We start from the raw sequence: 20,634 nt of genomic DNA on the forward strand, positions 1-20,634 counted from the left end.
ACCCCCTGTTGCTATCCCGTTGCCGAGCCGGTTGCCGGGGAAAACCCCTTATTTCCGGGCTTTTCTCCCTTATAACAACCAAAACAACAGAAAAATAAAAGAAAAGTATAAATAGTAACCATCGCCAGATTGAGATTGTTTGCAAGGTCTTTTGAAGCCCGTTGCCGGACTTCGTTGCCGACACCCTCTGTCTGGCTATTTTCATGTATGGAGGATAACTGCCTATGGCAAAAAACAAAACAGAGATTCATGTGACCACTGTATTTGACGGGGAACTGGACGCAACCGATGTGTTCGTCAGCCTGATTTCCCAGAAATACGGTAAAATAAATACAAAAGAATATCTTGCTAAAAAGAAAGATATAGGCTATAATGAAGATGAGGTTCAAAAGAGCCAGATACCGTCTGGATTGTGTGGGTAAATGGCTATGATGAACGAAATGGAATACAGAACAATCGGTTCGGCACTTGCCGGGGGCTATCGTGCGGCGGTCTATTGCAGGCTGTCAAAGGACGATGACCTGCAAGGCGAAAGTGCCAGTATCGCCAACCAGCGGGATATGCTGGAAAAATACTGCGAAAAGCAGGGATGGGAGGTTGTGGCAGTCTATCAGGACGATGGCTTCACAGGTCTTAATATGGAGCGTCCTGATTTACAGAGGATGTTGAGAGCTATTGAGCGCAGGCAAATCAACCTTGTCATCACGAAAGACCTCAGCCGACTGGGGCGTAACTATCTGCAAACCGGGCATTTGATTGAGGACTTTTTCCCAAGAAACGGTGTCCGCTATATTGCCATGAATGACGGTATCGACACCCTGCGGGATAACAACGACATCGCCCCGTTCAAGAATATCCTGAATGAGATGTACAGCAAGGATATTTCTAAGAAAGTCCATTCCTCTTATCTTCTGAAAGCGCAGAAAGGACAGTTTACCGGGTGTCTTGCCCCGTTTGGGTATCGGAAAGACCCGGAGGACAAAAACCATCTGCTCATTGACGAGGAAACCGCCCCGATTGTGCGGCTGATTTTCGGATATGCCCTGAACGGTCATGGTCCGAACTATATCCGCAGACGGCTGGAGGAAGAAAAAATCCCCTGCCCCACATGGTGGAACCGGGAACGGGGGCTTCGCAACACCCGAACCAAATGGGAAAAGAAAGACCCGGAAAACGGGCGGTATATGTGGGACTTCTCCGTTATCAAAGACCTTTTGATGAATCCCGTCTACACCGGTGCGATTGCTTCCCAGAAAAAAGACTACCGTTTCAAAATCGGCACAATTGGGGAAAAGAAGCCGGAGGACTGGATTGTGGTGGAGGGACAGCATGAACCGCTGATTGACCGCATGAGCTTTGACATTGTGCAGAACAAGATGAAATCCCGCCAGCGTCCGGGGCAGACCGATGAAATCAGCCTGTTTGCCGGATTGTTAAAATGCGGCGAGTGTGGGAAGTCGCTGACGGTACGCTACACAAACGCAAAACATCCCCAGCGGATTTATTCCTGCAAGACCTACAACGCCTTTGGAAAGAACCACTGCACCCAGCACCGGATTGACTATGACACCCTTTACAGCCATGTGCTGCGGAAAATCCGGGAATGTGCCAGAGCTGCCCTGATGGACGGGGAAGCGGTTGCCGACCGCCTGACCAATACCTGTGAAGCAGAGCAGCGGGAACAGCGGGAAGCAATGGAACGCTCCCTTACAAGGGACGAGGAACGGATTGAGGTTCTGGACAAAATGGTCATGCGGCTTTATGAGGATATGATTGCAGGGCGTATCAGTGAGCAGAATTTCAACACCATGCTGGAAAAGACACAGACCGAGCAGACGGAGCTTAAAGCAAAAGTGTCCGAGGGCAGAAAGCGGCTGTCTGATGAAGTCCAGCTTGCCAATGACGCAAAACAATGGGTGGAAGCCATTCAGGAATATGCCAACATCACAGAGCTGGACGCAGCCACCCTTAACCGCTTAATCAAAGAAATCGTCGTGCATGAACGCATTGACGAAGATAAAACAAGACACATTTCTATCGAAATTCATTTTAATCTCAAACCCATCCCGGAGGTGGAACAGGTCACTGCCTGACCTGTCCCGCCGGGACGGTTCTCTAAAAAACACCATATAGATTTTTTGTACGCCGCCGCCCGCCATCGAGCAGAGTTTTACACCTAATTGGGGATAAAACAGCTCATGGCCGGCGCTGGTGTAGCCGTAGTCGGCATGGTCCTTGTACCTCTGCTCTCCGGGCTTTTCTCTGTCTAAGCGTCTCCGTATGAAATCCTTGCCGCTCCCGCAGCTCTGCGGGGGCGGCGGAAAGGAGGTTGACACCGTATGGATTTCTTACTTGAAGCCCTGACAAATTGGCTGAAAGAAATGCTGGTGGGCGGTATTATGAGCAACCTTTCGGGGATGTTTGACAGCGTAAACCAACAGGTCGCGGATATATCCGTACAGGTAGGACAGACCCCACAGGGATGGAATGGCAGTATTTTCAATATGATTGAGAATCTGTCAAACTCCATCATGGTGCCGATAAGAAGCAGATCGAAGCGGCCACTGCTGCTTTATAATTGATTCCGTCCATGATTACATGGGCATGACATTCTCCGAACATTGCTTTCGCCTTCTTTTTCTATCTGTTTTTCCAGTTATGCATTTTTTTCAAAAGAAATAAAGACAAGGGAACTGATGAACAACATATACGGGTAAAACAACCTTGGCAGAATATCAAATGCACTGACTGTCTCACCCAGGCCGGAAGCCGCTGAGATGGCAACCAGCATCTGTGCTCCATAAGGAAGAATTCCCTGAAAGATACAGGAAAATGTATCCAGAATAGATGCTGCTTTCTTATTGCTGATTCCGTAGTTTCCTGACATTTCTTTTGCAATTGGATTTGCCATAACAATTGCGACTGTATTATTCGCCGTTGCAATATCCATCAGACCTACCAACAGACCCATGCCAAGGAGTCCGCCTTTTCTCCCTTTAAACACTTTTTTTATCCAATATAGCAGAGCAGCAAATCCACCATATTCTTTGATCAGTGCACAGATAGACGCTACCAGAATGGCAACCATGCTGGTTTCAAACATGCCTGCTGCCCCGTCTCCCATATTTCCAAGCAAATCCGTCGGCACGATCATCCCTGTCGCAATCATGATGATGGAGCCACTTATGATTCCTGTAATCAGTACCAGGAACACATTTAAGCCAAGAATGCCTCCCGCCAGTACCAGTATATAAGGAATGGCCTGTATCAGATGATATTCTTCCTGCACAACTCCGCCACTGTAATTTTTCACAGACAGACTGTAAATAATCACCAGACTGACAATTGCTGCCGGAAGTGCAATGAAAAAGTTTTCCTTAAATTTATCTGTCATCTTACAACCCTGTCCATTACATGCGGCAATTGTCGTATCAGAGATAAAGGACAGATTATCCCCAAACATTGCACCACCCATGACTGTCGCAATACAAAGCGGCAGGTCAAACCCCGATGCTCGCGACACGGCTATTCCAATCGGAGTAATTAAAGTAATGGTTCCTACGGAAGTCCCCATTGCAAGTGATACAAAACAACTTACTACAAAAAGCACCACAACCGCAAACTGAGGCGGTATCAGTGACAGAATAAAATATGCCACACTGTTTGCTGATGTTCTTCCAACAACACCCACAAAAATTCCAGCCAGCATAAATATAATGATCATGGTAATAATGTTCGGATCGCTGATTCCAACTCCCATTATTTTCAGTTTATCATTCAGGCTTAATTTCCGGTTTTGCAGACATGCAACAAGCAGTGCAAGCAAAAATATAATCACAACAGGAATTTTGTAAAATCCCATCTCGATATTCAGGCCATATTCAAACAGAATCCCCAGTCCCAGATATAAAACCACAAACACCGCGATAGGCAATAAGGCTTTTGCGTTTCTTTTTTCCATTTCTTAATCCCTCTCTACCCCTTTTATTTATCCCAAACTATACCATGCCATGATACCGCAAATGCCTTAAAAAATCAATGACCCTACTTCCAGTGAATCACTGCTTCCACCGAATCCGTATACTGATCATCAGTGATGGACTTGTAACGGGAGCCGTCATACCAGTCGGTGAAACCGTTGTCAATTTTGTAAATATTTCCAGTTTCAGTGTCCACGATGCGCTCGTAACCCAAGGTAGCGTCACTCTGCTTCTGGCTCATAATATCCTGGCTCCGGTTCCGGTTTTCCCAGGAAGACATGATGCTGTCGGACATCTCACTGGCTGACTGGCTGAGAGACTGGGAGGTAGAGGCCGCCTGATTGCTCTGGGACATGGCAAAGCTCTGGAACTCCGGCGTATAATTAAGACTGCTGAGAACTTTATTCAAAGTAGGCTGCCAGTCCTGAAAGGTTCCCTTTTCTGCACTGAGGACTGTCAGATTATAGACAGAATAATATCCCATTCCCGTGCCCATGGCAAAGGGAACCACATCCGCCGTGAACATTCCTTCTCCCGTTGTGCCATTCTGTGTAAAATCCGCCCGAAGAATGGAGGGGGAAATAGCAACGCTGCTCATTCCCTGAGTACTTTCAAAGCTCTCTGTCACAGAAAAATCTGCAATGTACGGTGTCTGAATATCCGCATAGTCAGCAGTTGCATTCATTGCGTCTGCAAACTGTGGGAATATTTCAAAGACTCCCTGTGTCGATACATTCGTAAGAATGGGACATTTTCCAAACAAATCACTGGAAAGCGCCATCATCGCCCGGGAATTTTCATCTGAAAATAATGGTTCCATTTTTAGCATAAAGAAAATCTGATTTACCGGATTCTCCGGATCAAAAACATGAATTGCATGAAACATACCGGTGTACATGGCAGAAGATTTCACGCTCCAGCCTTCCGGAATATTTATACTGAATTCTGTACAGCTATAGGGCACCAGCTCCTGAGCAGACGCCAGCGGAACGACTGTCCAGCTGTCCTCTATCGATGCTGCTGTGCTGGAGGCTGTTTGCTCACCCTCTTCTTCATCCGGTGCAGTCACAGCTGCTACGCTTCCTGGCCGTTCAAATACCATCTCTGTATCGGCATTTGCCAGCATCAGCACACCATCCTCCAGCGTATAGAAATCTGCCACATCCTCCATGGTAATACTGCTATCATCCCAGGTCAGATCATAGACCGTCCCGTCATAATCCATGGTTCCGGTACCGTCCTCCAGGAGATCCAGAGTCATGGAAGTTCCCATCTCTTCCAGATCCTCCTTGCCGACAGTCGCCTCATTTGGAAACACCCGATGAATTCCATTCATCTGAATCACAAAGGCAATTGTGCAATGGTAGCCTTCCTTTGCCGCGGTACACATTTATGGCATTTTTCAACAGCGCAGTGAAAAAGGCGTTCGATGCTTATAAGAAAGAGAACGACTCTGACAAAAAGCATCCACGCATCAGCGAGCTGAACGCAGAGTATGCGATGCTCCTGGAACGAAAGAAAAGCTCCTATGCAGAGTACCGCAAGACCAAATCGGAAATGTGCAAAATAATGTACATTGCATCTGTAACTCTATGTGTGGACGATATATAATAATATTAAAGCGAATGATGAGAAAGTTCTAAATGCAAAAAGAAAGAGGAAGACAAGATGGCAGTATGGAGATTACAGGTGAATACAGGAGGCACAAATGTTGCCGACTATTGCTTGAAAAATCATGTCGCAGCAATGGGATGGAGTCTGCGTGAATTAACCCAGGCAGAACGTTCGGGGATACATACATTTTTGGATTACTGTAATCTGGCAAGAACTCAGTACAAATCATTCGACAGTGTATGCCGCATGGTAGAGGATGTGAAAGAAGGAGACCTCCTATGGATGCGCTCAAGAAATGAAGGAAAGTACTATATTGCGAGAGTTAAGGCGAACAGTACCTGGGTGTTTCGCGAGGATGCAGTACAGATGGATGCAGCAAATCAGTTGACCAATATAGATTGGTATCCAGCTACAGATAAGGCAGATGAAGAATCCGTTCCTGGTGCTGTGGCAACATCATTTATTATGGGTTCAACCATCCAGAAAATTAAGAAAAATGGAGTGGAAGAATACAGTCAGATGTTGTATAACCGTGTCCACGATTCAGCACTGGATCTATTCAATTATCCCGATCCGGCTCTTTCATTATGTGAGAAGCATTTTTACAGTCTGCTTCAGCCGGAAGATGTTGAGGATTTACTTGCGCTGTGGCTGTATGATACGAAAGGCTACGTTTGCATTCCATCGACAAATAAAATTGCTACGCCAAAGTATGAGTGCGTTTTGGTTGATCCAAATGACCTGAACCGAAAGCATATTTACATTCAGGTAAAGAAGGGTGATGTTGATCTCAATACAGATGACTATTCCAGCCTGAATGGTGAAGTGTATTTGCTTACAACAGAAGGAAACGTTCAGAATGCACAGAAATATTCAAATGTGAAAGCAGCAGATCCAACGGTTATCTATGAATTTGCGATCAATCCGGATAAGTCTCATATCATTCCGGAGAATGTTTTATACTGGGTGAAGTTTCTGACAGAAATAGAAAATAATCGTTTGAAGTTTTCTGCGTGTAAAGGAATCATGTTTGATACGAATATCTCGTATTCAGACACAAATGAATCCGAGATGATTCTTGGAAACAAAATAGCGGCATATGGAGATGCAAAACGGTATATCGACAGCTTCCGCAAAGGGGATTATGCTCTTTTTTATTCCAAAGGAAGAGGAATTATTGCGGTTGGACAGATTGTCACAGACACGCCGACAGAAGTGGCTGATGAAAAATATCATAGTGTCAGAATGATTGTGCCGGAAAAATTTAATGGGGATGTCAAGGCGTTGCCTGCGCTTTCTCCGAATGAAATAAAAACAATTTTGAAGCGGAATTTTTACTGGGCATCGACAATCAAAACACCATTCCTTACAGGAGCACAGGTTGAGATGTTGATTCGTGAACTGAAAAAGAAGCATGTTTAACGAGGCAGCAGAAAGGGGGAGAAATAAGCAATGCCCTTACAGATTATTAGAAACGATATTACAAAAATGAGCGTTGACGCAATCGTCAATGCTGCCAATACTTCTCTTTTAGGCGGCGGCGGTGTGGACGGCTGCATTCATCGTGCCGCCGGACCGGAGCTGCTTGCAGAATGCAGTACGCTGCATGGCTGCGAAACCGGCAGCGCAAAAATCACGAAGGGATACCGACTGCCCTGCAAATATGTGATCCATGCAGTCGGCCCGCGCTGGCGGGATGGCAAGCATCGGGAGCAGGAGCTTCTGGAATACTGCTATCGGACATCTTTGAACCTGGCAAAAGAAAATGGCTGTCAGTCGGTGGCCTTTCCGCTGATTTCCTCCGGCATTTACGGCTATCCTAAAGACCAGGCTCTGAAGGTTGCAGTCGATACCATCAGTACATTCCTGCTGGAAAATGAGATGATGGTCTACATCGTTATCTTTGACCGAAAGGCATATCAGATTAGCGGAAAACTGTTTGCTGATATCGCGGCGTACATAGATGACCGGTATGTGGAGGAACATACCGAAAGACGGGCAGAACAGAGGCGGCGGCTCGAAGCGTTGTCAGAGGAATCCTGCTTTGAAGCTGCACCTGCCCCGCTGCCGTCCGAAGCAATCTGTAAATCTTGCAGCAGTCAATCCTTGGAAGAGGCACTGGGACAGATTGATGAGAGTTTTTCGGAAATGCTGCTGTGGAAGATTGACGAAAGCGGCATGACGGATGCCCAGTGCTACAAGAAGGCAAACATTGACCGGAAGCTCTTCTCGAAGATCCGTTCGGATAAATTCTACAAGCCATCCAAACCTACGGTGCTGGCATTTGCCCTGGCTTTGGAATTGCCGCTTGCCCAGATGCAGGAGATGCTGGGTAAGGCAGGCTTTACCCTTTCCCATTCGAGCAAATTCGACATCATTGTAGAATATTTTGTCGAACGAGGAAACTACAATGTGTATGAAATCAACGAGGCACTGTTTGCCTTTGACCAGAGCCTGATCGGAGCATAAGGACAAAGAAATGTCGCTTTCCATGCGACCACCCCACAAAAGAAAATCGCTATACTATGGCTGTAAGGTACGAAACCGAGCAGCCATATGCGCGTGTAATGAGCCAAAGTTCGAGCTTGCTCGAAACCTTGGCGAATACCGCGACAGCGAGCCCGCAAGGGCGAGATTTTGGGAGGACAAGTGTATGAGAAAGAATTTAACCGAGATCGTTTTTATCTTAGACCGCAGCGGTTCCATGAGCGGATTGGAACGGGATACCATCGGCGGTGCGATTCCATGATCGAGCGGCAAAAAGCGAAATACGGATGGGAGTTTTTGTTCCTTGGTGCTAATATTGACGCAGTAGAGACCGCAAGTCAGTTCGGAATCGGCGCAGATCGTGCAGTCAACTATCAGTGCGACAGTGAAGGAACTGCGTTGAATTATGAGGTGGTCAGCGAAGCAATCAGCTCTGTCCGGTGCAGTGCCCCGCTGAGCGCAGACTGGAAAAAGCGTATAGACGAGGACTACAAAAAGCGTGGAGGCCGCAAGCACAAGTAAATGTTTTTTGAAGCCGGGGTGATGATTCACTCCGGTTTTTTCTATGGCAGAAACTGCCGTTAAAGCATCCGGAACGGGCGCAAGACGTCCGGTGGACGTCTGCTTTGCGCGGACCGGAGTGGAACGGAGACGCAGCAGCTCGATGCCGAAGGCAGCGTTTTATGGGGATTGGGGGCGCACGAGGTCCGGTGGACCACGGTTTTGCGCGGACCGGAACGGAGTGGAGACTTCCTCAACAAGCAGCGTGTCACGAAAGCCCTGCTTGCAGAAGAGTGGTTCTAAATTGACTTTGGCTGCTGATAAGTCTATAATATTAACTGGATTATTATGCAAAAATCTTGCAAACTGATATTTTATAAAGTTGTGTAGATGAATGCGAGATATATTAAAATGAATTGGAGAAATCAATATGGCGCGAGCTGCATCTAAACCCAAGAAAGAAATTTCTATGGAGGAAGCTCTGTGGAAGTCCGCAGATAAACTCCGTGGTTCTGTTGAGCCAGCAGAATACAAACACGTCGTTCTCAGTCTTTTCTTCTTGAAGTTTGCCAGCGATAAGTTTGAGGCACAAAGGAAAGCTATTTCTGAAAAATACGGTGAGAAGTTTGTTGACAATGTTGCCTTCTATACGAAGGACAACGTGTTCTTCCTGCCTGAGATCAGCCGTTGGTCTTTCATCATGGAGAATGCGAAACAGGATGACATTGCGTTAAAAATTGACACCGCCCTCTATACGATTGAGAAAGCGAATCCTGCACTGAAAGGCGCACTGCCGGACAACTACTACTCACGTCTTCACATCGACACAGCAAAGCTGGCATCGCTTCTGGATGAGATTGATAAGATCAACACCGGCGATAAAGAGAATGACATTATCGGACGAGTCTACGAATACTTCCTGAGTAAGTTTGCACTTGCAGAAGGCAAAGGTAAGGGCGAGTTCTATACGCCGAAGTGCATTGTCAATTTGATTGCGGAAATGATCGAGCCGTATGACGGTATTCTCTATGACCCTTGCTGCGGTTCTGGCGGTATGTTCGTGCAGTCAATGAAGTTCGTAGAGGCACATCACGGCAACAAGAAGAAGGTCTCTATCTATGGTCAGGAATATACAAACACGACGTACAAGCTGTGCAAAATGAATCTGGCTATTCGCGGCATCTCAGCAAACCTCGGCGAAATGGCAGCGAACACATTCACCAATGACCAGCACAAGGACCTCAAGGCAGATTACATTATGGCAAACCCGCCTTTTAATCAGAAAGAATGGCGTGGTGATAATGAGCTGATTGATGATCCGCGCTGGGACGGCTATGAAGTTCCGCCCACGAGTAACGCAAACTATGGCTGGATTCTGAATATTGTTTCAAAGCTCTCTCAGAACGGTGTTGCCGGTTTCCTGCTTGCAAACGGCGCACTGTCTGACGATGGTACAGAGTTAAAAATCCGCCGTCAGCTCATCGAGAACAATCTCGTCGAAGCAATCATCATCCTTCCCCGAAACCTCTTCTACACCACGGACATCAGCGTTACGCTTTGGATTCTGAACAAGAATAAAAAGGCTCGTGTGGTTGAAGAAAACGGTGAAGTAAAACGCTTCCGTAACCGTGAGCGCGAGATCCTTTTCATGGACTTGCGGCAAATGGGAAGCCCTTATGAAAAGAAGTATATTGAACTGACAGAAGAAGACCGTGCAAAAGTCACGGGCGTCTATCACGCATGGCAGCAGGAAGGCTATGAAGAAACTTATCAGAATGTGCCTGAATTTTGTTACAGCGCATCCTTCGATGAGGTTGCTGAAAAGGGCTTTACCCTTGTTCCGAGCCGTTACATTGAGTTTGTAAACCGTGATGAGAACATCGACTTTGATACGAAAATGAAGACGCTGCAAAGTGAGCTTCGTGAGCTGCTTGTTGCAGAAGAGAAGTCGAAGGCTGACCTGTTGACTGTATTTAAGGAGTTGGGGTATGAAATCGAATTATGAACCTCTTGGTAAACACATTCGGCTTGTTGATTATCGAAACTCCGAGGAAGTCACCAGCACTGTTCTTGGCATAAGCATCGACAAAGAGTTTATGCCTTCCGTCGCAAATGTAATTGGCACAGATTTGAGCCGGTATAAGCTAATCAGCAAGGGACTGTTTGCCTGTAACCCAATGCACGTTGGACGCGATGAACGTCTTCCGATTGCGCTCTATGAGAATGACAACGCCGCAATAGTTTCTCCGGCGTATTTCATGTTTGAGATTATTGACCGCGATGTCTTAAATGAAGAGTATTTGATGATGTGGTTTCGTAGACCGGAGTTTGACCGTGAATGCTGGTTCATGACAGATGGCAGTGTTCGAGGCGGAATTACATGGGATGATCTTTGCCGCATAAAGCTCCCTGTCCCCTCCTATGCGAGACAATGTGAGATCGTCGAGTCCTACCGTGCAATTACCAATCGCATTGCTTTGAAGAGAGCGGAAAATGATAATTTAGCGGCTTGATGAAAGTCGAGCGAGGAGCTGGTTTTGCAGCTCATACAGTCTTTCAATTTCAGAGAAATTGTTCTGCATTCCCACTATTAAGGGGGTTACGAGCTGCATATAGTGATCCTGCCCCTTGCTGTCAGGGAGCAAAATGGGCAAATCCTTAATTGTTCCCAAACTAAGATTGGCTTGAACAGCTTGCTGCGTATTTCTCTTATAGAACTCGACCTGCCATTCGCCAATGAAATAGCTATACAGCATTGCAGGCATGATTTTGCTCGTTCTAATTATTGCTACTGCTTGATTGGTGTTAGCAGGAACAACAGAGCTATCAACTAAGGCAAATTTCCCCAGAGTACCAGCAATCGTGAAAACAATGTCATTCACATAGATACGCGACCTTTTAAGGAGTTCATCAGTTTTATCATCAATATGGGCAAACAGAGTCTTGTTAAAACTATGGTCATCGTTGATACTTTCGCCCTTGATAAAATTGATGCCCGTATCTGTAAAGTCTTTGCCTAATGTGGTTGGTGTGGTTCCTTTAGTAACACAATCACAAAGGTTGCCAAGCAACTCATAATGCCAGCCGTTCGGGATAAGACCATACTGAGATTGTACAAGCTCTACACCGTCAAAAGCATCAAAGTCAAGAAACCATGATTTGAAAACCGCTTTGATTGTCTTCGCTAAATTATCATTTACCGTCCATTACTCTCACCAGTGGCGAGAGTTTTAGCCTAAGAACTGCCACTGAAAAGTCGTTCTCTGAGAATATTCAAAGGAGATACGACAATGAAAGAACAACTAATTCAAGAAGTGCAGCGTCAGATGCTTCCGTATCTGAACAACGCACAATTAAAACAGCTTCAAGGCGTCCTTGAAGGGGTACTGAGTGGCATAGAGTTAAGCCGCAGCGCGGATGATGCAGCAAAAAACGTTAAGGTCGATACGGTTGCCTGTTTCATCAACGCAAAACGTATTGAAGGCTGCTCGGAAAAAACCTTGAGCTATTATCGTCAGACCATTGTGTCAATGTTGTTCGGCATTGAAAAAGAGCCACAAGAGATCGTAACGGAGGACTTGCGAAAGTACCTAACAGAGTATCAGGCAAGCCGGAAGTCAAGCAAAGTCACGATAGATAATATCCGCCGCATCTTGTCCAGCTACTTTTCATGGCTTGAGGATGAGGACTACATCGTGAAAAGCCCGGTACGCCGGATTCACAAAATAAAAACGGCAAAGGTGATCAAGGAAACCTACACCGATGAGGTATTGGAAATCATGAGGGACAATTGCTGCAATGTCCGCGATCTCGCTATGATTGACCTTCTCGCATCCTCTGGAATGCGAGTCGGTGAGTTGGTTGCCCTCAACCTTGATGACATCAACTTCAATGAACGCGAGTGCGTTGTTTTCGGAAAAGGGAGCAAAGAGAGGATCGTCTATTTCGATGCCAGAACGAAAATCCATCTGCAAAACTATCTGGGAAGCCGTGCAGACACCTGTTCAGCGTTGTTTGTCTCTTTGACTTCACCGCATAATCGTTTGCAGATCGGTGGGGTAGAAAGACGGCTTCGAGAACTGGGGAAAAGGCTGAATCTGCCTCGTGTCCATCCGCATAAGTTCCGAAGGACGTTGGCAACATCCGCCATCGACAAAGGGATGCCCATAGAGCAAGTCCAGCAACTCTTAGGGCATCAGAAAATTGACACGACCATGCACTATGCTATGGTCAAACAGCAAAATGTCAAGCTGGCACATAGAAAATACATAGGGTGAGGTGTCACAATGAAAGAAGGATATAGGCTGCTTGGAGACTTCATTCAGCCAGTTGACGAACGTAATAGGGATTTGAAAATTGACTATTTGCTTGGTGTTAGCATCAGCAAGCAGTTTATTCCCTCCATTGCAAATATTGTTGGAACAGATTTGTCTAGCTATAAGATTGTTCGTACTGGGCAATTTGCGTATGGCCCCGTTACATCTCGGAATGGCGAGAAGATTTCGATGGCTCTTCTACGAGATAAGGATTGCATCATTTCAAGTTCATATACCGTATTTGAGGTTGTGAATAAGAATGCGCTTGATCCAGAATACCTTATGCTTTGGTTTAGCAGACCGGAGTTTGACCGCTACGCCAGATATATGTCTCACGGAAGTGTTAGAGAAATCTTTGACTGGGATGAGCTTTGCAAAGTGGAACTGCCTGTTTCCTCTATTGATAAGCAACGTAGCATTGTGAAAGCGTATCAGACCATCTCAGAACGTATCGAACTAAAGCGGCGGATAAATGATAATTTAGAAGCAACTGCACAAGCAGTGTTCCAAGATCAATTTGCTTCTTACTATGGGTGTGACAAGATTCCCGAAGGTTATAGCATCGTCAGTTTGGATAGCCTCTGTACAGTCAAAGGTGGCAAACGCCTTCCTGCCGACTGTGAATTACTTGATGATCCAACAGAACATCCTTATATTCGTGTTCGTGATGTTGGAGGAAGTCGCTATGTCTGTCTCACAGACCAATTCCAATATATTGATGAAGAAACGCATCAAGCCATCTCACGATATATAGTAAACACCGGAGATATTGTCATTTCGATTGTTGGTACAATCGGATTGTTCGGCAAGATTCATTCCTCTCTTGATAAAGCAAACCTCACTGAAAACTGCGTTAAACTCGCAGGTATTCATACGGTTACTTCCGACTATCTCTATTACACACTTTGCTATAAAAAGCAAATTAAAGAGATTGACCTACTGACAGTCGGTGCGGTTCAAGCAAAGTTGCCTATGTACAACATCCAATCTATGAAAATCCTTGTCCCTCCGGCCAAGGTGATCAGAGATTTTCAGAAGAAAATGAACGCTTTGGACGAACAAATTGAAGCAAATACAATGGAAATCCAGAAACTTAATGAGTTTCGATCCGTTCTCCTCGCAAAACTGTCCGATTAAGCCGCTAAATTATCATTTATCTACGAAGGGAGGGATGAAAATGGATAAGGAAACGCTGATTAAAATTGCCGAAGAACTTCATCAAGGAGCTTTCGACGCAAAAGCCTATTACCTCATCTTGCAGCAGTATCGAAAGAACCAGCGTGAATACGCGGAGGAGATGAGGATTTCCCCGGCGTTCTATCAGACAATCCACGAAGCCCTGATGAAAGCCTGTTTTATGGAGATTGCCAAACTGTATGATAGCTCAAATGGTGTTGTGTCCATTGGAACTCTCCTTACTAAATGCGAGGAAAATCAAGCACTTTTTCCGGAGTACAGAGAAACAATGACCGTGGAACATGAGGGAACAACGTATTCCTATCAAATCCCATATCAGCACCAGCTAAAACCACAGGAGGAACTCTTTTTTAAGGAACATGTCGAGATGAGCAGACATCTTTTTGCTATATTTGATGCTCCAAATGCTGAAAATATCCCTGTTCAGGTTGATTTAACTTTTCCTGAGTTTTTAGCCTTGTATCAGAAACGATTTTGCGCGCTAAGAAAAAAAAGAGAGAACATCCGAATGCAACGGAATAAGCTTTACGCCCATAACGATGAACAGCGCATATTGAGCGACGAGGTGCTAACAGATCGTCACCCAATTTCCTATCCAGACATACAGGAAATGATAGACTTTGCACTCGATTGTACGGGATTGATTCTCGGCATTCTTACTGACGTAAACCATGCAACGCAATACTCGAACATTGATGATTGGGACTGTACACTCATGCTGATACGCTTGGGTTTGAAGTATCAGGAGTACGACCTCCAGCAAAGCCAAAAAGCCTTTGAAGCAAAAATACGGAGGCAGTTAGGGGGAAATGATAATGGCAAACTTCAATGAGCATTCTCTTGAAATGTCCATCATGGAGTTGTTTCAGGATGAAGGATATATCTATTTGAATGGTGAGCAGATACACCGTGAATGCTCTGAGGTTTTGCTTATCGACGATCTGCGGAAGTACCTCCTGAACAGGTATGCCTCAGAGGGACTTACCCCAAGCGAAGTTGATAGCATTATCCTTCGCCTGAGGTCTATTTCCGGCACGATCTACGAAGCAAACAAAGCAGTCTGCAAAATGGTTTGTGACGGCTTCATCTTCAACCGTGAAGATCACACAAAGAAAGATCTTTACATTGAGCTGATAGACTTCGATGAGCCGGAGAAAAACGTGTTCAAGATCGTCAATCAATTTGAAATTGAAGGCATTAACAACCAGTTGCGCATACCTGACGGGATTGTCTTCATCAACGGCATTCCAGTTGTTGTGCTTGAGTTCAAGAGCGCAGTCAAAGAAAACACAACGATCATGGATGCCTATACGCAGCTCACCGTGCGTTATCGCCGTGATATTCCTGAACTCTTCAAGTATAATGCCTTTATCGTCATAAGCGATGGCGCAAATAATAAATACGGCTCCTTCTTCTCTCCATATGACTTTTTCTATGCGTGGAGAAAGATTGAGGCTGACGATAAGGAATTGGATGGCATCAATTCCCTTGTAACTATGGTGAGTGGATTGTTCCGCAAAGAACGCCTTTTGGCAGTTATCAAGGATTTTGTCTACTTCCCTGATAGCTCAGATAAAGATCTCAAGATCGTTTGCCGCTATCCTCAGTATTTTGCTGCGGTCAAGCTGTTTGAGAATATCAAGACGCATCTCAGACCGGAGGGGGACGGAAAAGGCGGCACATACTTCGGCGCGACAGGCTGTGGAAAAAGCTATACTATGCTTTTCCTCACAAGAATGCTTATGAAGAGTACCTTCTTCCATAGCCCCACAATCCTGATTATTACCGACCGAACTGATTTGGATGACCAGCTCTCAAAGCAGTTTGTAGCATCCAAAAAGTACATTGGTGACGAAACTGTTGTAAGTATTGATTCCCGCGAAAAGCTGCGTCAGGAGCTTCAAGGCAGAACAAGCGGCGGTGTGTACATGACCACTATCCAGAAGTTCACCGAAGATTTGGAACTTCTGACGGATAGAGCGAATGTAATCTGTATATCCGATGAGGCTCACCGTAGCCAGATAAACCTTGATCAGAAAGTCAAGGTCACTGCTGAAGGTGTAGAGAGAACCTATGGATTTGCAAAATATCTACATGACTCTCTCCCAAACGCAACCTATGTCGGTTTCACCGGTACGCCTGTGGATGGCACGATTGAAGTCTTCGGTCCGGTTGTCGATGCCTACACAATGACAGAGGCGGTCAAAGACGGTATCACAGTCAACCTTGTCTACGACGGACGTGCTGCACGGGTCACTCTTGATCAGGCAAAGGTTCGGGAAATTGAAGATTATTATGACCGTTGTGCTGTTGAAGGTGCAAATGAGCATCAGATTGAGGAAAGCCAGAAGGCGGTTGCTCATATTGATGCGATCATCGGTGATCCTGACCGACTTCACGCAGTTGCGGAGGACTTCATTAACCACTATGAGACCCGCGTTGCCGAAGGAGCTACGGTCGCAGGAAAAGCAATGTTTGTCTGCTCTAATCGCAAGATTGCATACGCTTTTTATCAGATTATAGTTGGAATGAGACCGGAATGGGCAGAGAAAAAGGTTTGCCCTGACGGGGTTCAACTGACGGAAAAAGAGAAAAAGGAACTCAAGCCAATCGAGAAGATCAAGCTCATCATGACGCGAAATAAAGATGATGAGCCGGAGCTTTATGAAATGCTGGGAACGAAGGATGACCGCAAGGAGTTTGACCGTCAATTTAAGAATGTAAAATCCAATTTCAAAATTGCGATTGTTGTTGATATGTGGCTTACCGGCTTTGATGTACCGGCACTTGACACAATTTACATCGACAAGCCAATCCAGCAGCATACCCTTATTCAGACAATTTCCCGTGTCAACCGTGTCTATACCGGAAAGGACAAGGGCTTGATTGTGGACTATATCGGTATCAAGAAAAACATGAATCTCGCCCTCAAGAAGTACACCAACTTTGAAACCGATGAGTTTGAAGGTGTCGAACAGTCTGTCACGATTGTCAAAGACCAGCTTGATGTTTTGGCACAGATGTTCCACAACTTCAATAGTACGGATTACTTCAACGGATCACCAAAAGAGCAGCTTGCTTGCCTCAACCGTGCTGTTGAGTATGTCCAGCTTACGGAAGATTTGGAAACTCGCTTTATGGCTGCTGTCAAGCGTATGAAGCAAGCGTTCAATCTATGCAGTTCCAGCGATGCAATTTCCGATAGAGAGAAGGACTATCTGCACTTCTATTGTGCTGTGCGTTCTATTCTTTTCAAACTCACAAAGGGCGATGCCCCCGACATTTCACAAATGAATGCCCGCGTCCGTGAACTTCTTGAGGGGGCAATTCAATCTGATGGTATAGAGGAGCTGTTTGAAACCGGAAAGCATATCTCAGTTGATATTTTCAGCGACGAGTATCTGGATAAGATCAATGCAATCCAGCTTCCAAACACGAAAATAAAGGTATTGCAGAGGCTTCTTTCTCAAGCGATTGATGAGTATAAAAAAGTCAACCGCATCATGGGCATGGAGTTCTCGGACCGCCTCAAGCGTGTTGTTGACGAGTACAATAATCGCCGTCGCGATGAGGCTTTCGCTAACGAAGTTCTTGATGATGTAGCGGAACAGCTTGCGAAGCTCCTTGAAGAACTCAAAAAAGAAAAAGACTCCTTCAAGGGTATGGGGATTGACTATGAAGAAAAAGCCTTCTATGACATTCTCAAAGCGGTTGCTAAAAAGTATGAGTTCGAGTACCCGGACGATAAGATGATTGAATTGTCAAAGCGGATTAAGCTCATTGTCGATGACAAAGCTAAATACACCGATTGGTCTACCCGTGATGACATTAAGGCAAATCTGCAGGTCGATCTAATACTGCTATTGGATGAATTTGACTATCCCCCAGTAACCATTGATGATGTCTACAAGGAGGTTCTGGAACAAGCAGAGAATTTCAAGAAGTATTCGGAATAATATATGAGCGATATGAAGGACTTAGATATAAACGCGATTGTAGAGAGAATTCAAGATGCAAGTGAGCTGTCATATAGTTACTATAAAGCGCTTGTAGATAGAATTATTACAGAGAAGGCATCTGAAAAAGAAGTGGAACATCTGTTGGATTACATGCTTGATGTATGCCATGATGATAGAATGCTGAATCTGTTCAAGAAGGTTTGCAGACGATATTACAGTCTTTATCCGGAAATGATTGCATCTGAGATACTGGCCTATAAGGAATGGTATGAGGATTGAATGATTCTATCTTAAATCAAAGGATGAGGATGATTGCTGAGTGTATAGAAAATGGACAAAGAATGATATAGAAGCATCCAAAGCACGTTTTCGTAGGCTTTATGCACAATCGCCGATTGAGTACCGGTTTCTTTGTGGTCACGATATTCAGAGCGAAGATGACGAGGATGCATTGGATTACTACATGATTGGAGTATGGCTGGTTCAACATAGGAAATATTCTGACTGGTCGAAAGAGAAATCGTTTGATTTGGCGGAAATTCTTGAATTTATGCGAGTGTACAGGATAAGAATTCCACGATATATCAAGCGTACAAGATTCTATCGTAAAAAATTAACTTGAAAGATGACACGACAAGAATTATTTACATGGATACGTCAGCAGTACGGCACAGAGCCGGAATATCCCTGGCATGACTGGAATGCTGTGCTGCGGCACAATGACAATAACAAATGGTATGGTGTGGTTCTGGAAGTATCGGCTGATAAGTTGGGACTGCCGGAAGCAGGCATCATTGATGTCCTTAATGTGAAAAGTGATCCGCTGCTGATCGGCTCTCTTCGCGGGCAAGACGGCTATTTTCCGGCCTATCATATGAACAAGGAAAAGTGGCTCAGTATTCAGCTTGGCAAACCGGAGCTGGATGATGCCATCAAAGACCTGCTTTCTTTGAGTCATGAGCTGACGGCACCGAAAAAGCGCAACCCAAAGTCATCAGCAAAAAATCCGGGAGATTCCGCAAATGGCAAAGAAAAAGAAACTGACGAAGGCTGAGCGAAAGGAAGCACGCCTCCGAAAAGGTAAGCAGTGGCTGCTCACCTATACCGGCTCACTGAAAAAGATGAACAAGCATTATCGGGAACGCTTTCATGTGGATGCTGTGACTGCTGCGAAAGATTTGCAGGAGCTTGGAGTCAATTATACACAGGAACAACTCGAACAGATTAAACGGGCTGAAGAACAGCGGCTCCGGCAGCGGAGAATGGAGCGGGAAACGAAAGAGAGGGAACGACTGGCAGAACTGTATGAGGACTGCGATGATCGTTTTGCCTTTATCGCTGGATATACAGATGGCGGTGCACCGTTCGGTGTGATGTGGGAAGAAGTCGGCATTGATCCGGGGCTGCCATTCAAGGAAAAGGTGAGGCTCTATCGCATGCAGATGTGAAATGGATAGTAATTGTAAGAAAGGGAGCCGAAAAGGAGCCGAAAAGGAGCTAAAAAAGGAGCCGAAATAAAAACGATATCGAATACAATGTATGCAAGAAAATCTGGAAATAATTGTGCAAGCACCGCCTGCACAATTCGCAACAAAAAAAGAGGAGCCGGTCAAGGCTCCTCGAAGATACGTTATTTCAAAAAGTTGCTTTTATGTTCCAGTGCGTGTAGATTATAGCCAAGTGTGGCCAGGTGCGCTACCTTCAGCGCAACCAGATTGATGTCGGTGGACATCGCGCTGGCGATCTGCTCGGCTGTGTATCCATATTCATAGATGTAGCGAAGGACTTCATCGCTGTCCATCAAGATCTCCGCTGCTACGATGTTGGCTTCATATTCCGGTTTGGATTTCATGTCGTAGAGCATGAACTCATGAATCGGGGTGGTTTTCGCCATATTCAGGTGAAGCTGGTCATGCCCTAATTCATGTGCGCATACGATGCGCAGCATATTTTCATCCAGGCTGTTATTCAGGAAAATAAAGCGATTTCGCTTAATCACCCGGTACATTCCCTTCAGGGAACCAAAATTTTCGCAAAGCATGACATTTATAAGTCATAGCTGTGCTGTGGAGCCGCTGACAGGCGAAGTCTTCCGAATGCCGCATGAGACAGAATTATGGGATACCCATATTCTGTTTTATCGGCATAGGATTTTTTCTTCATCGTCATGCGGCTCCTTTTTTGACCTTCCGTTGGTCCGGTTCTGTACCGGCTGTGCGGAAGGAGAAACGTATGTATTTTGACGCAAAAGAGTTTGGTAAGAGACTTCACGATGTTCGCACTTCCCGTGGCATTATGCAGGAGGAGCTGTCTACGATTGCGAAGAAAATCTAATCGTGCTCTGCGTTTGGAAATGACAAAATAGAGATACTATACCATTGCAAAAAAGAAGTGAGCACGATATAATATGGATAAGAAGGCAAAAGTCACCGCAATGGTGAGAAAATAGAGTTTGGCTGTTTCCATAAGGAGTAGATCGAGAGGCGTTATCCTCAGTGGCTGAAAACACAGATGTGTGATGCTTGCAGCAAGCTATTTGTATAAGCCGAAAGGCCGCAGAAATGCGGCTTTTCCTAAATA

18 protein-coding genes and 3 pseudogenes are annotated in these 20,634 nt (G+C 45.4%); 16 read left to right on the top strand and 5 right to left on the bottom strand.

The window, feature by feature from the left end:
* Positions 1-11 precede the first annotated feature (11 nt).
* A complete protein-coding gene (locus tag ACXMYH_RS02785; protein WP_021682886.1) occupies positions 12-251 on the bottom strand; it encodes a hypothetical protein in 240 nt (79 codons plus the stop codon).
* On the opposite strand from ACXMYH_RS02785, the gene ACXMYH_RS02790 reads away from it, so the two are divergent.
* The 4 genes and pseudogenes from ACXMYH_RS02790 to ACXMYH_RS02805 all read left to right on the top strand — a co-directional run.
* A complete protein-coding gene (locus ACXMYH_RS02790; protein WP_003533377.1) occupies positions 225-422 on the top strand; it encodes a hypothetical protein in 198 nt (65 codons plus the stop codon). The two genes, ACXMYH_RS02785 and ACXMYH_RS02790, sit on opposite strands and share 27 nt — an antisense overlap.
* The gene (locus ACXMYH_RS02795; RefSeq protein WP_005426567.1) at positions 423-2,093 is read left to right on the top strand and encodes a recombinase family protein; all 1,671 of its coding nucleotides are present in this window, start codon (positions 423-425) and stop codon (positions 2,091-2,093) included.
* A 90-nt stretch (positions 2,094-2,183) separates the two neighbouring features.
* A pseudogene (locus ACXMYH_RS02800) lies at positions 2,184-2,270 on the top strand (Maff2 family mobile element protein); the annotation flags it as partial.
* A gap of 69 nt (positions 2,271-2,339) precedes the next feature.
* Positions 2,340-2,543 (top strand): annotated as a pseudogene (locus ACXMYH_RS02805) (VirB6/TrbL-like conjugal transfer protein, CD1112 family); the annotation flags it as partial.
* Positions 2,544-2,656: 113 nt separating this feature from the next.
* Here the strand turns inward: ACXMYH_RS02805 and ACXMYH_RS02810 are convergent.
* Together ACXMYH_RS02810 and ACXMYH_RS02815 are read right to left on the bottom strand one after the other, a co-directional pair.
* On the bottom strand, positions 2,657-3,961 hold the full coding sequence (locus tag ACXMYH_RS02810; protein WP_015553395.1) for a Na+/H+ antiporter NhaC family protein: 1,305 nt from the start codon (positions 3,959-3,961) through the stop codon (positions 2,657-2,659).
* Positions 3,962-4,044: 83 nt separating this feature from the next.
* Positions 4,045-5,316, bottom strand: coding sequence for a hypothetical protein (locus ACXMYH_RS02815; RefSeq protein ID WP_486555483.1), 1,272 nt, complete (start codon positions 5,314-5,316; stop codon positions 4,045-4,047).
* 332 nt (positions 5,317-5,648) lie between these two features.
* On the opposite strand from ACXMYH_RS02815, the gene ACXMYH_RS02820 reads away from it, so the two are divergent.
* From ACXMYH_RS02820 to ACXMYH_RS02840, 5 genes and pseudogenes are all read left to right on the top strand, one after another.
* Positions 5,649-7,016, top strand: a complete 1,368-nt coding sequence (locus tag ACXMYH_RS02820; protein WP_486555484.1) for an EVE domain-containing protein — start codon at positions 5,649-5,651, stop codon at positions 7,014-7,016.
* Between the two features lie 30 nt (positions 7,017-7,046).
* Positions 7,047-8,063, top strand: coding sequence for an O-acetyl-ADP-ribose deacetylase (locus ACXMYH_RS02825; protein ID WP_486555485.1), 1,017 nt, complete (start codon positions 7,047-7,049; stop codon positions 8,061-8,063).
* Between the two features lie 261 nt (positions 8,064-8,324).
* Positions 8,325-8,603: pseudogene (locus ACXMYH_RS02830) on the top strand (hypothetical protein); the annotation flags it as partial.
* Positions 8,604-9,012: 409 nt separating this feature from the next.
* A complete protein-coding gene (locus tag ACXMYH_RS02835) occupies positions 9,013-10,587 on the top strand; it encodes a type I restriction-modification system subunit M (RefSeq protein ID WP_486555486.1) in 1,575 nt (524 codons plus the stop codon).
* Complete coding sequence (locus ACXMYH_RS02840) at positions 10,571-11,095, top strand: restriction endonuclease subunit S (RefSeq protein WP_486555487.1); 525 nt, start codon at positions 10,571-10,573, stop codon at positions 11,093-11,095. The genes ACXMYH_RS02835 and ACXMYH_RS02840 overlap by 17 nt, the downstream gene beginning before the upstream one ends.
* Here ACXMYH_RS02840 and ACXMYH_RS02845 read toward each other — a convergent pair.
* Positions 11,084-11,653 (bottom strand): restriction endonuclease subunit S, encoded by a 570-nt coding sequence (locus tag ACXMYH_RS02845; protein WP_486555488.1) that lies wholly within the window; start codon positions 11,651-11,653, stop codon positions 11,084-11,086. The genes ACXMYH_RS02840 and ACXMYH_RS02845 overlap by 12 nt on opposite strands.
* Positions 11,654-11,872: 219 nt before the next feature.
* Between ACXMYH_RS02845 and xerA the strand changes: the two genes are divergently transcribed.
* The 7 genes from xerA (at position 11,873) to ACXMYH_RS02880 (ending at position 19,502) form a co-directional block, all read left to right on the top strand.
* Entirely contained in the window at positions 11,873-12,859 is a 987-nt protein-coding gene (xerA, locus tag ACXMYH_RS02850) for a site-specific tyrosine recombinase/integron integrase (RefSeq protein ID WP_486555489.1), read from the top strand.
* 9 nt (positions 12,860-12,868) lie between these two features.
* Entirely contained in the window at positions 12,869-14,035 is a 1,167-nt protein-coding gene (locus tag ACXMYH_RS02855; RefSeq protein WP_486555490.1) for a restriction endonuclease subunit S, read from the top strand.
* Positions 14,036-14,075: 40 nt separating this feature from the next.
* The gene (locus ACXMYH_RS02860) at positions 14,076-14,927 is read left to right on the top strand and encodes an AbiU2 domain-containing protein (protein ID WP_144364758.1); all 852 of its coding nucleotides are present in this window, start codon (positions 14,076-14,078) and stop codon (positions 14,925-14,927) included.
* The gene (locus ACXMYH_RS02865) at positions 14,911-18,051 is read left to right on the top strand and encodes a type I restriction endonuclease subunit R (protein WP_486555491.1); all 3,141 of its coding nucleotides are present in this window, start codon (positions 14,911-14,913) and stop codon (positions 18,049-18,051) included. The genes ACXMYH_RS02860 and ACXMYH_RS02865 overlap by 17 nt, the downstream gene beginning before the upstream one ends.
* A gap of 3 nt (positions 18,052-18,054) precedes the next feature.
* The gene (locus ACXMYH_RS02870) at positions 18,055-18,333 is read left to right on the top strand and encodes a hypothetical protein (protein ID WP_486555492.1); all 279 of its coding nucleotides are present in this window, start codon (positions 18,055-18,057) and stop codon (positions 18,331-18,333) included.
* 346 nt (positions 18,334-18,679) lie between these two features.
* Positions 18,680-19,108, top strand: a complete 429-nt coding sequence (locus ACXMYH_RS02875; protein WP_257465577.1) for an MmcQ/YjbR family DNA-binding protein — start codon at positions 18,680-18,682, stop codon at positions 19,106-19,108.
* Positions 19,077-19,502, top strand: a complete 426-nt coding sequence (locus tag ACXMYH_RS02880) for a hypothetical protein (protein ID WP_486555493.1) — start codon at positions 19,077-19,079, stop codon at positions 19,500-19,502. Before ACXMYH_RS02875 ends, ACXMYH_RS02880 begins: the two co-directional genes overlap by 32 nt.
* Positions 19,503-19,684: 182 nt before the next feature.
* On the opposite strand, the gene ACXMYH_RS02885 is transcribed toward ACXMYH_RS02880, so the two are convergent.
* A complete protein-coding gene (locus ACXMYH_RS02885; protein ID WP_343221097.1) occupies positions 19,685-20,053 on the bottom strand; it encodes an ImmA/IrrE family metallo-endopeptidase in 369 nt (122 codons plus the stop codon).
* Positions 20,054-20,634: the final 581 nt, after the last annotated feature.

It is taken from the genome of Pilosibacter sp. NGB245, from assembly GCF_057397225.1.

Coding starts and splice junctions, on each gene's coding strand:
- ACXMYH_RS02790 (WP_003533377.1), top strand. CDS start 225: ATGGCAAAAAACAAAACAGAGATTCATGTGACCACTGTATTTGACGGG.
- ACXMYH_RS02785 (WP_021682886.1), bottom strand. CDS start 251: ATGAATCTCTGTTTTGTTTTTTGCCATAGGCAGTTATCCTCCATACAT.
- ACXMYH_RS02795 (WP_005426567.1), top strand. CDS start 423: ATGGCTATGATGAACGAAATGGAATACAGAACAATCGGTTCGGCACTT.
- ACXMYH_RS02810 (WP_015553395.1), bottom strand. CDS start 3,961: ATGGAAAAAAGAAACGCAAAAGCCTTATTGCCTATCGCGGTGTTTGTG.
- ACXMYH_RS02815 (WP_486555483.1), bottom strand. CDS start 5,316: ATGAATGGAATTCATCGGGTGTTTCCAAATGAGGCGACTGTCGGCAAG.
- ACXMYH_RS02820 (WP_486555484.1), top strand. CDS start 5,649: ATGGCAGTATGGAGATTACAGGTGAATACAGGAGGCACAAATGTTGCC.
- ACXMYH_RS02825 (WP_486555485.1), top strand. CDS start 7,047: ATGCCCTTACAGATTATTAGAAACGATATTACAAAAATGAGCGTTGAC.
- ACXMYH_RS02835 (WP_486555486.1), top strand. CDS start 9,013: ATGGCGCGAGCTGCATCTAAACCCAAGAAAGAAATTTCTATGGAGGAA.
- ACXMYH_RS02840 (WP_486555487.1), top strand. CDS start 10,571: ATGAAATCGAATTATGAACCTCTTGGTAAACACATTCGGCTTGTTGAT.
- xerA (WP_486555489.1), top strand. CDS start 11,873: ATGAAAGAACAACTAATTCAAGAAGTGCAGCGTCAGATGCTTCCGTAT.
- ACXMYH_RS02855 (WP_486555490.1), top strand. CDS start 12,869: ATGAAAGAAGGATATAGGCTGCTTGGAGACTTCATTCAGCCAGTTGAC.
- ACXMYH_RS02860 (WP_144364758.1), top strand. CDS start 14,076: ATGGATAAGGAAACGCTGATTAAAATTGCCGAAGAACTTCATCAAGGA.
- ACXMYH_RS02865 (WP_486555491.1), top strand. CDS start 14,911: ATGGCAAACTTCAATGAGCATTCTCTTGAAATGTCCATCATGGAGTTG.
- ACXMYH_RS02870 (WP_486555492.1), top strand. CDS start 18,055: ATGAGCGATATGAAGGACTTAGATATAAACGCGATTGTAGAGAGAATT.
- ACXMYH_RS02875 (WP_257465577.1), top strand. CDS start 18,680: ATGACACGACAAGAATTATTTACATGGATACGTCAGCAGTACGGCACA.
- ACXMYH_RS02880 (WP_486555493.1), top strand. CDS start 19,077: ATGGCAAAGAAAAAGAAACTGACGAAGGCTGAGCGAAAGGAAGCACGC.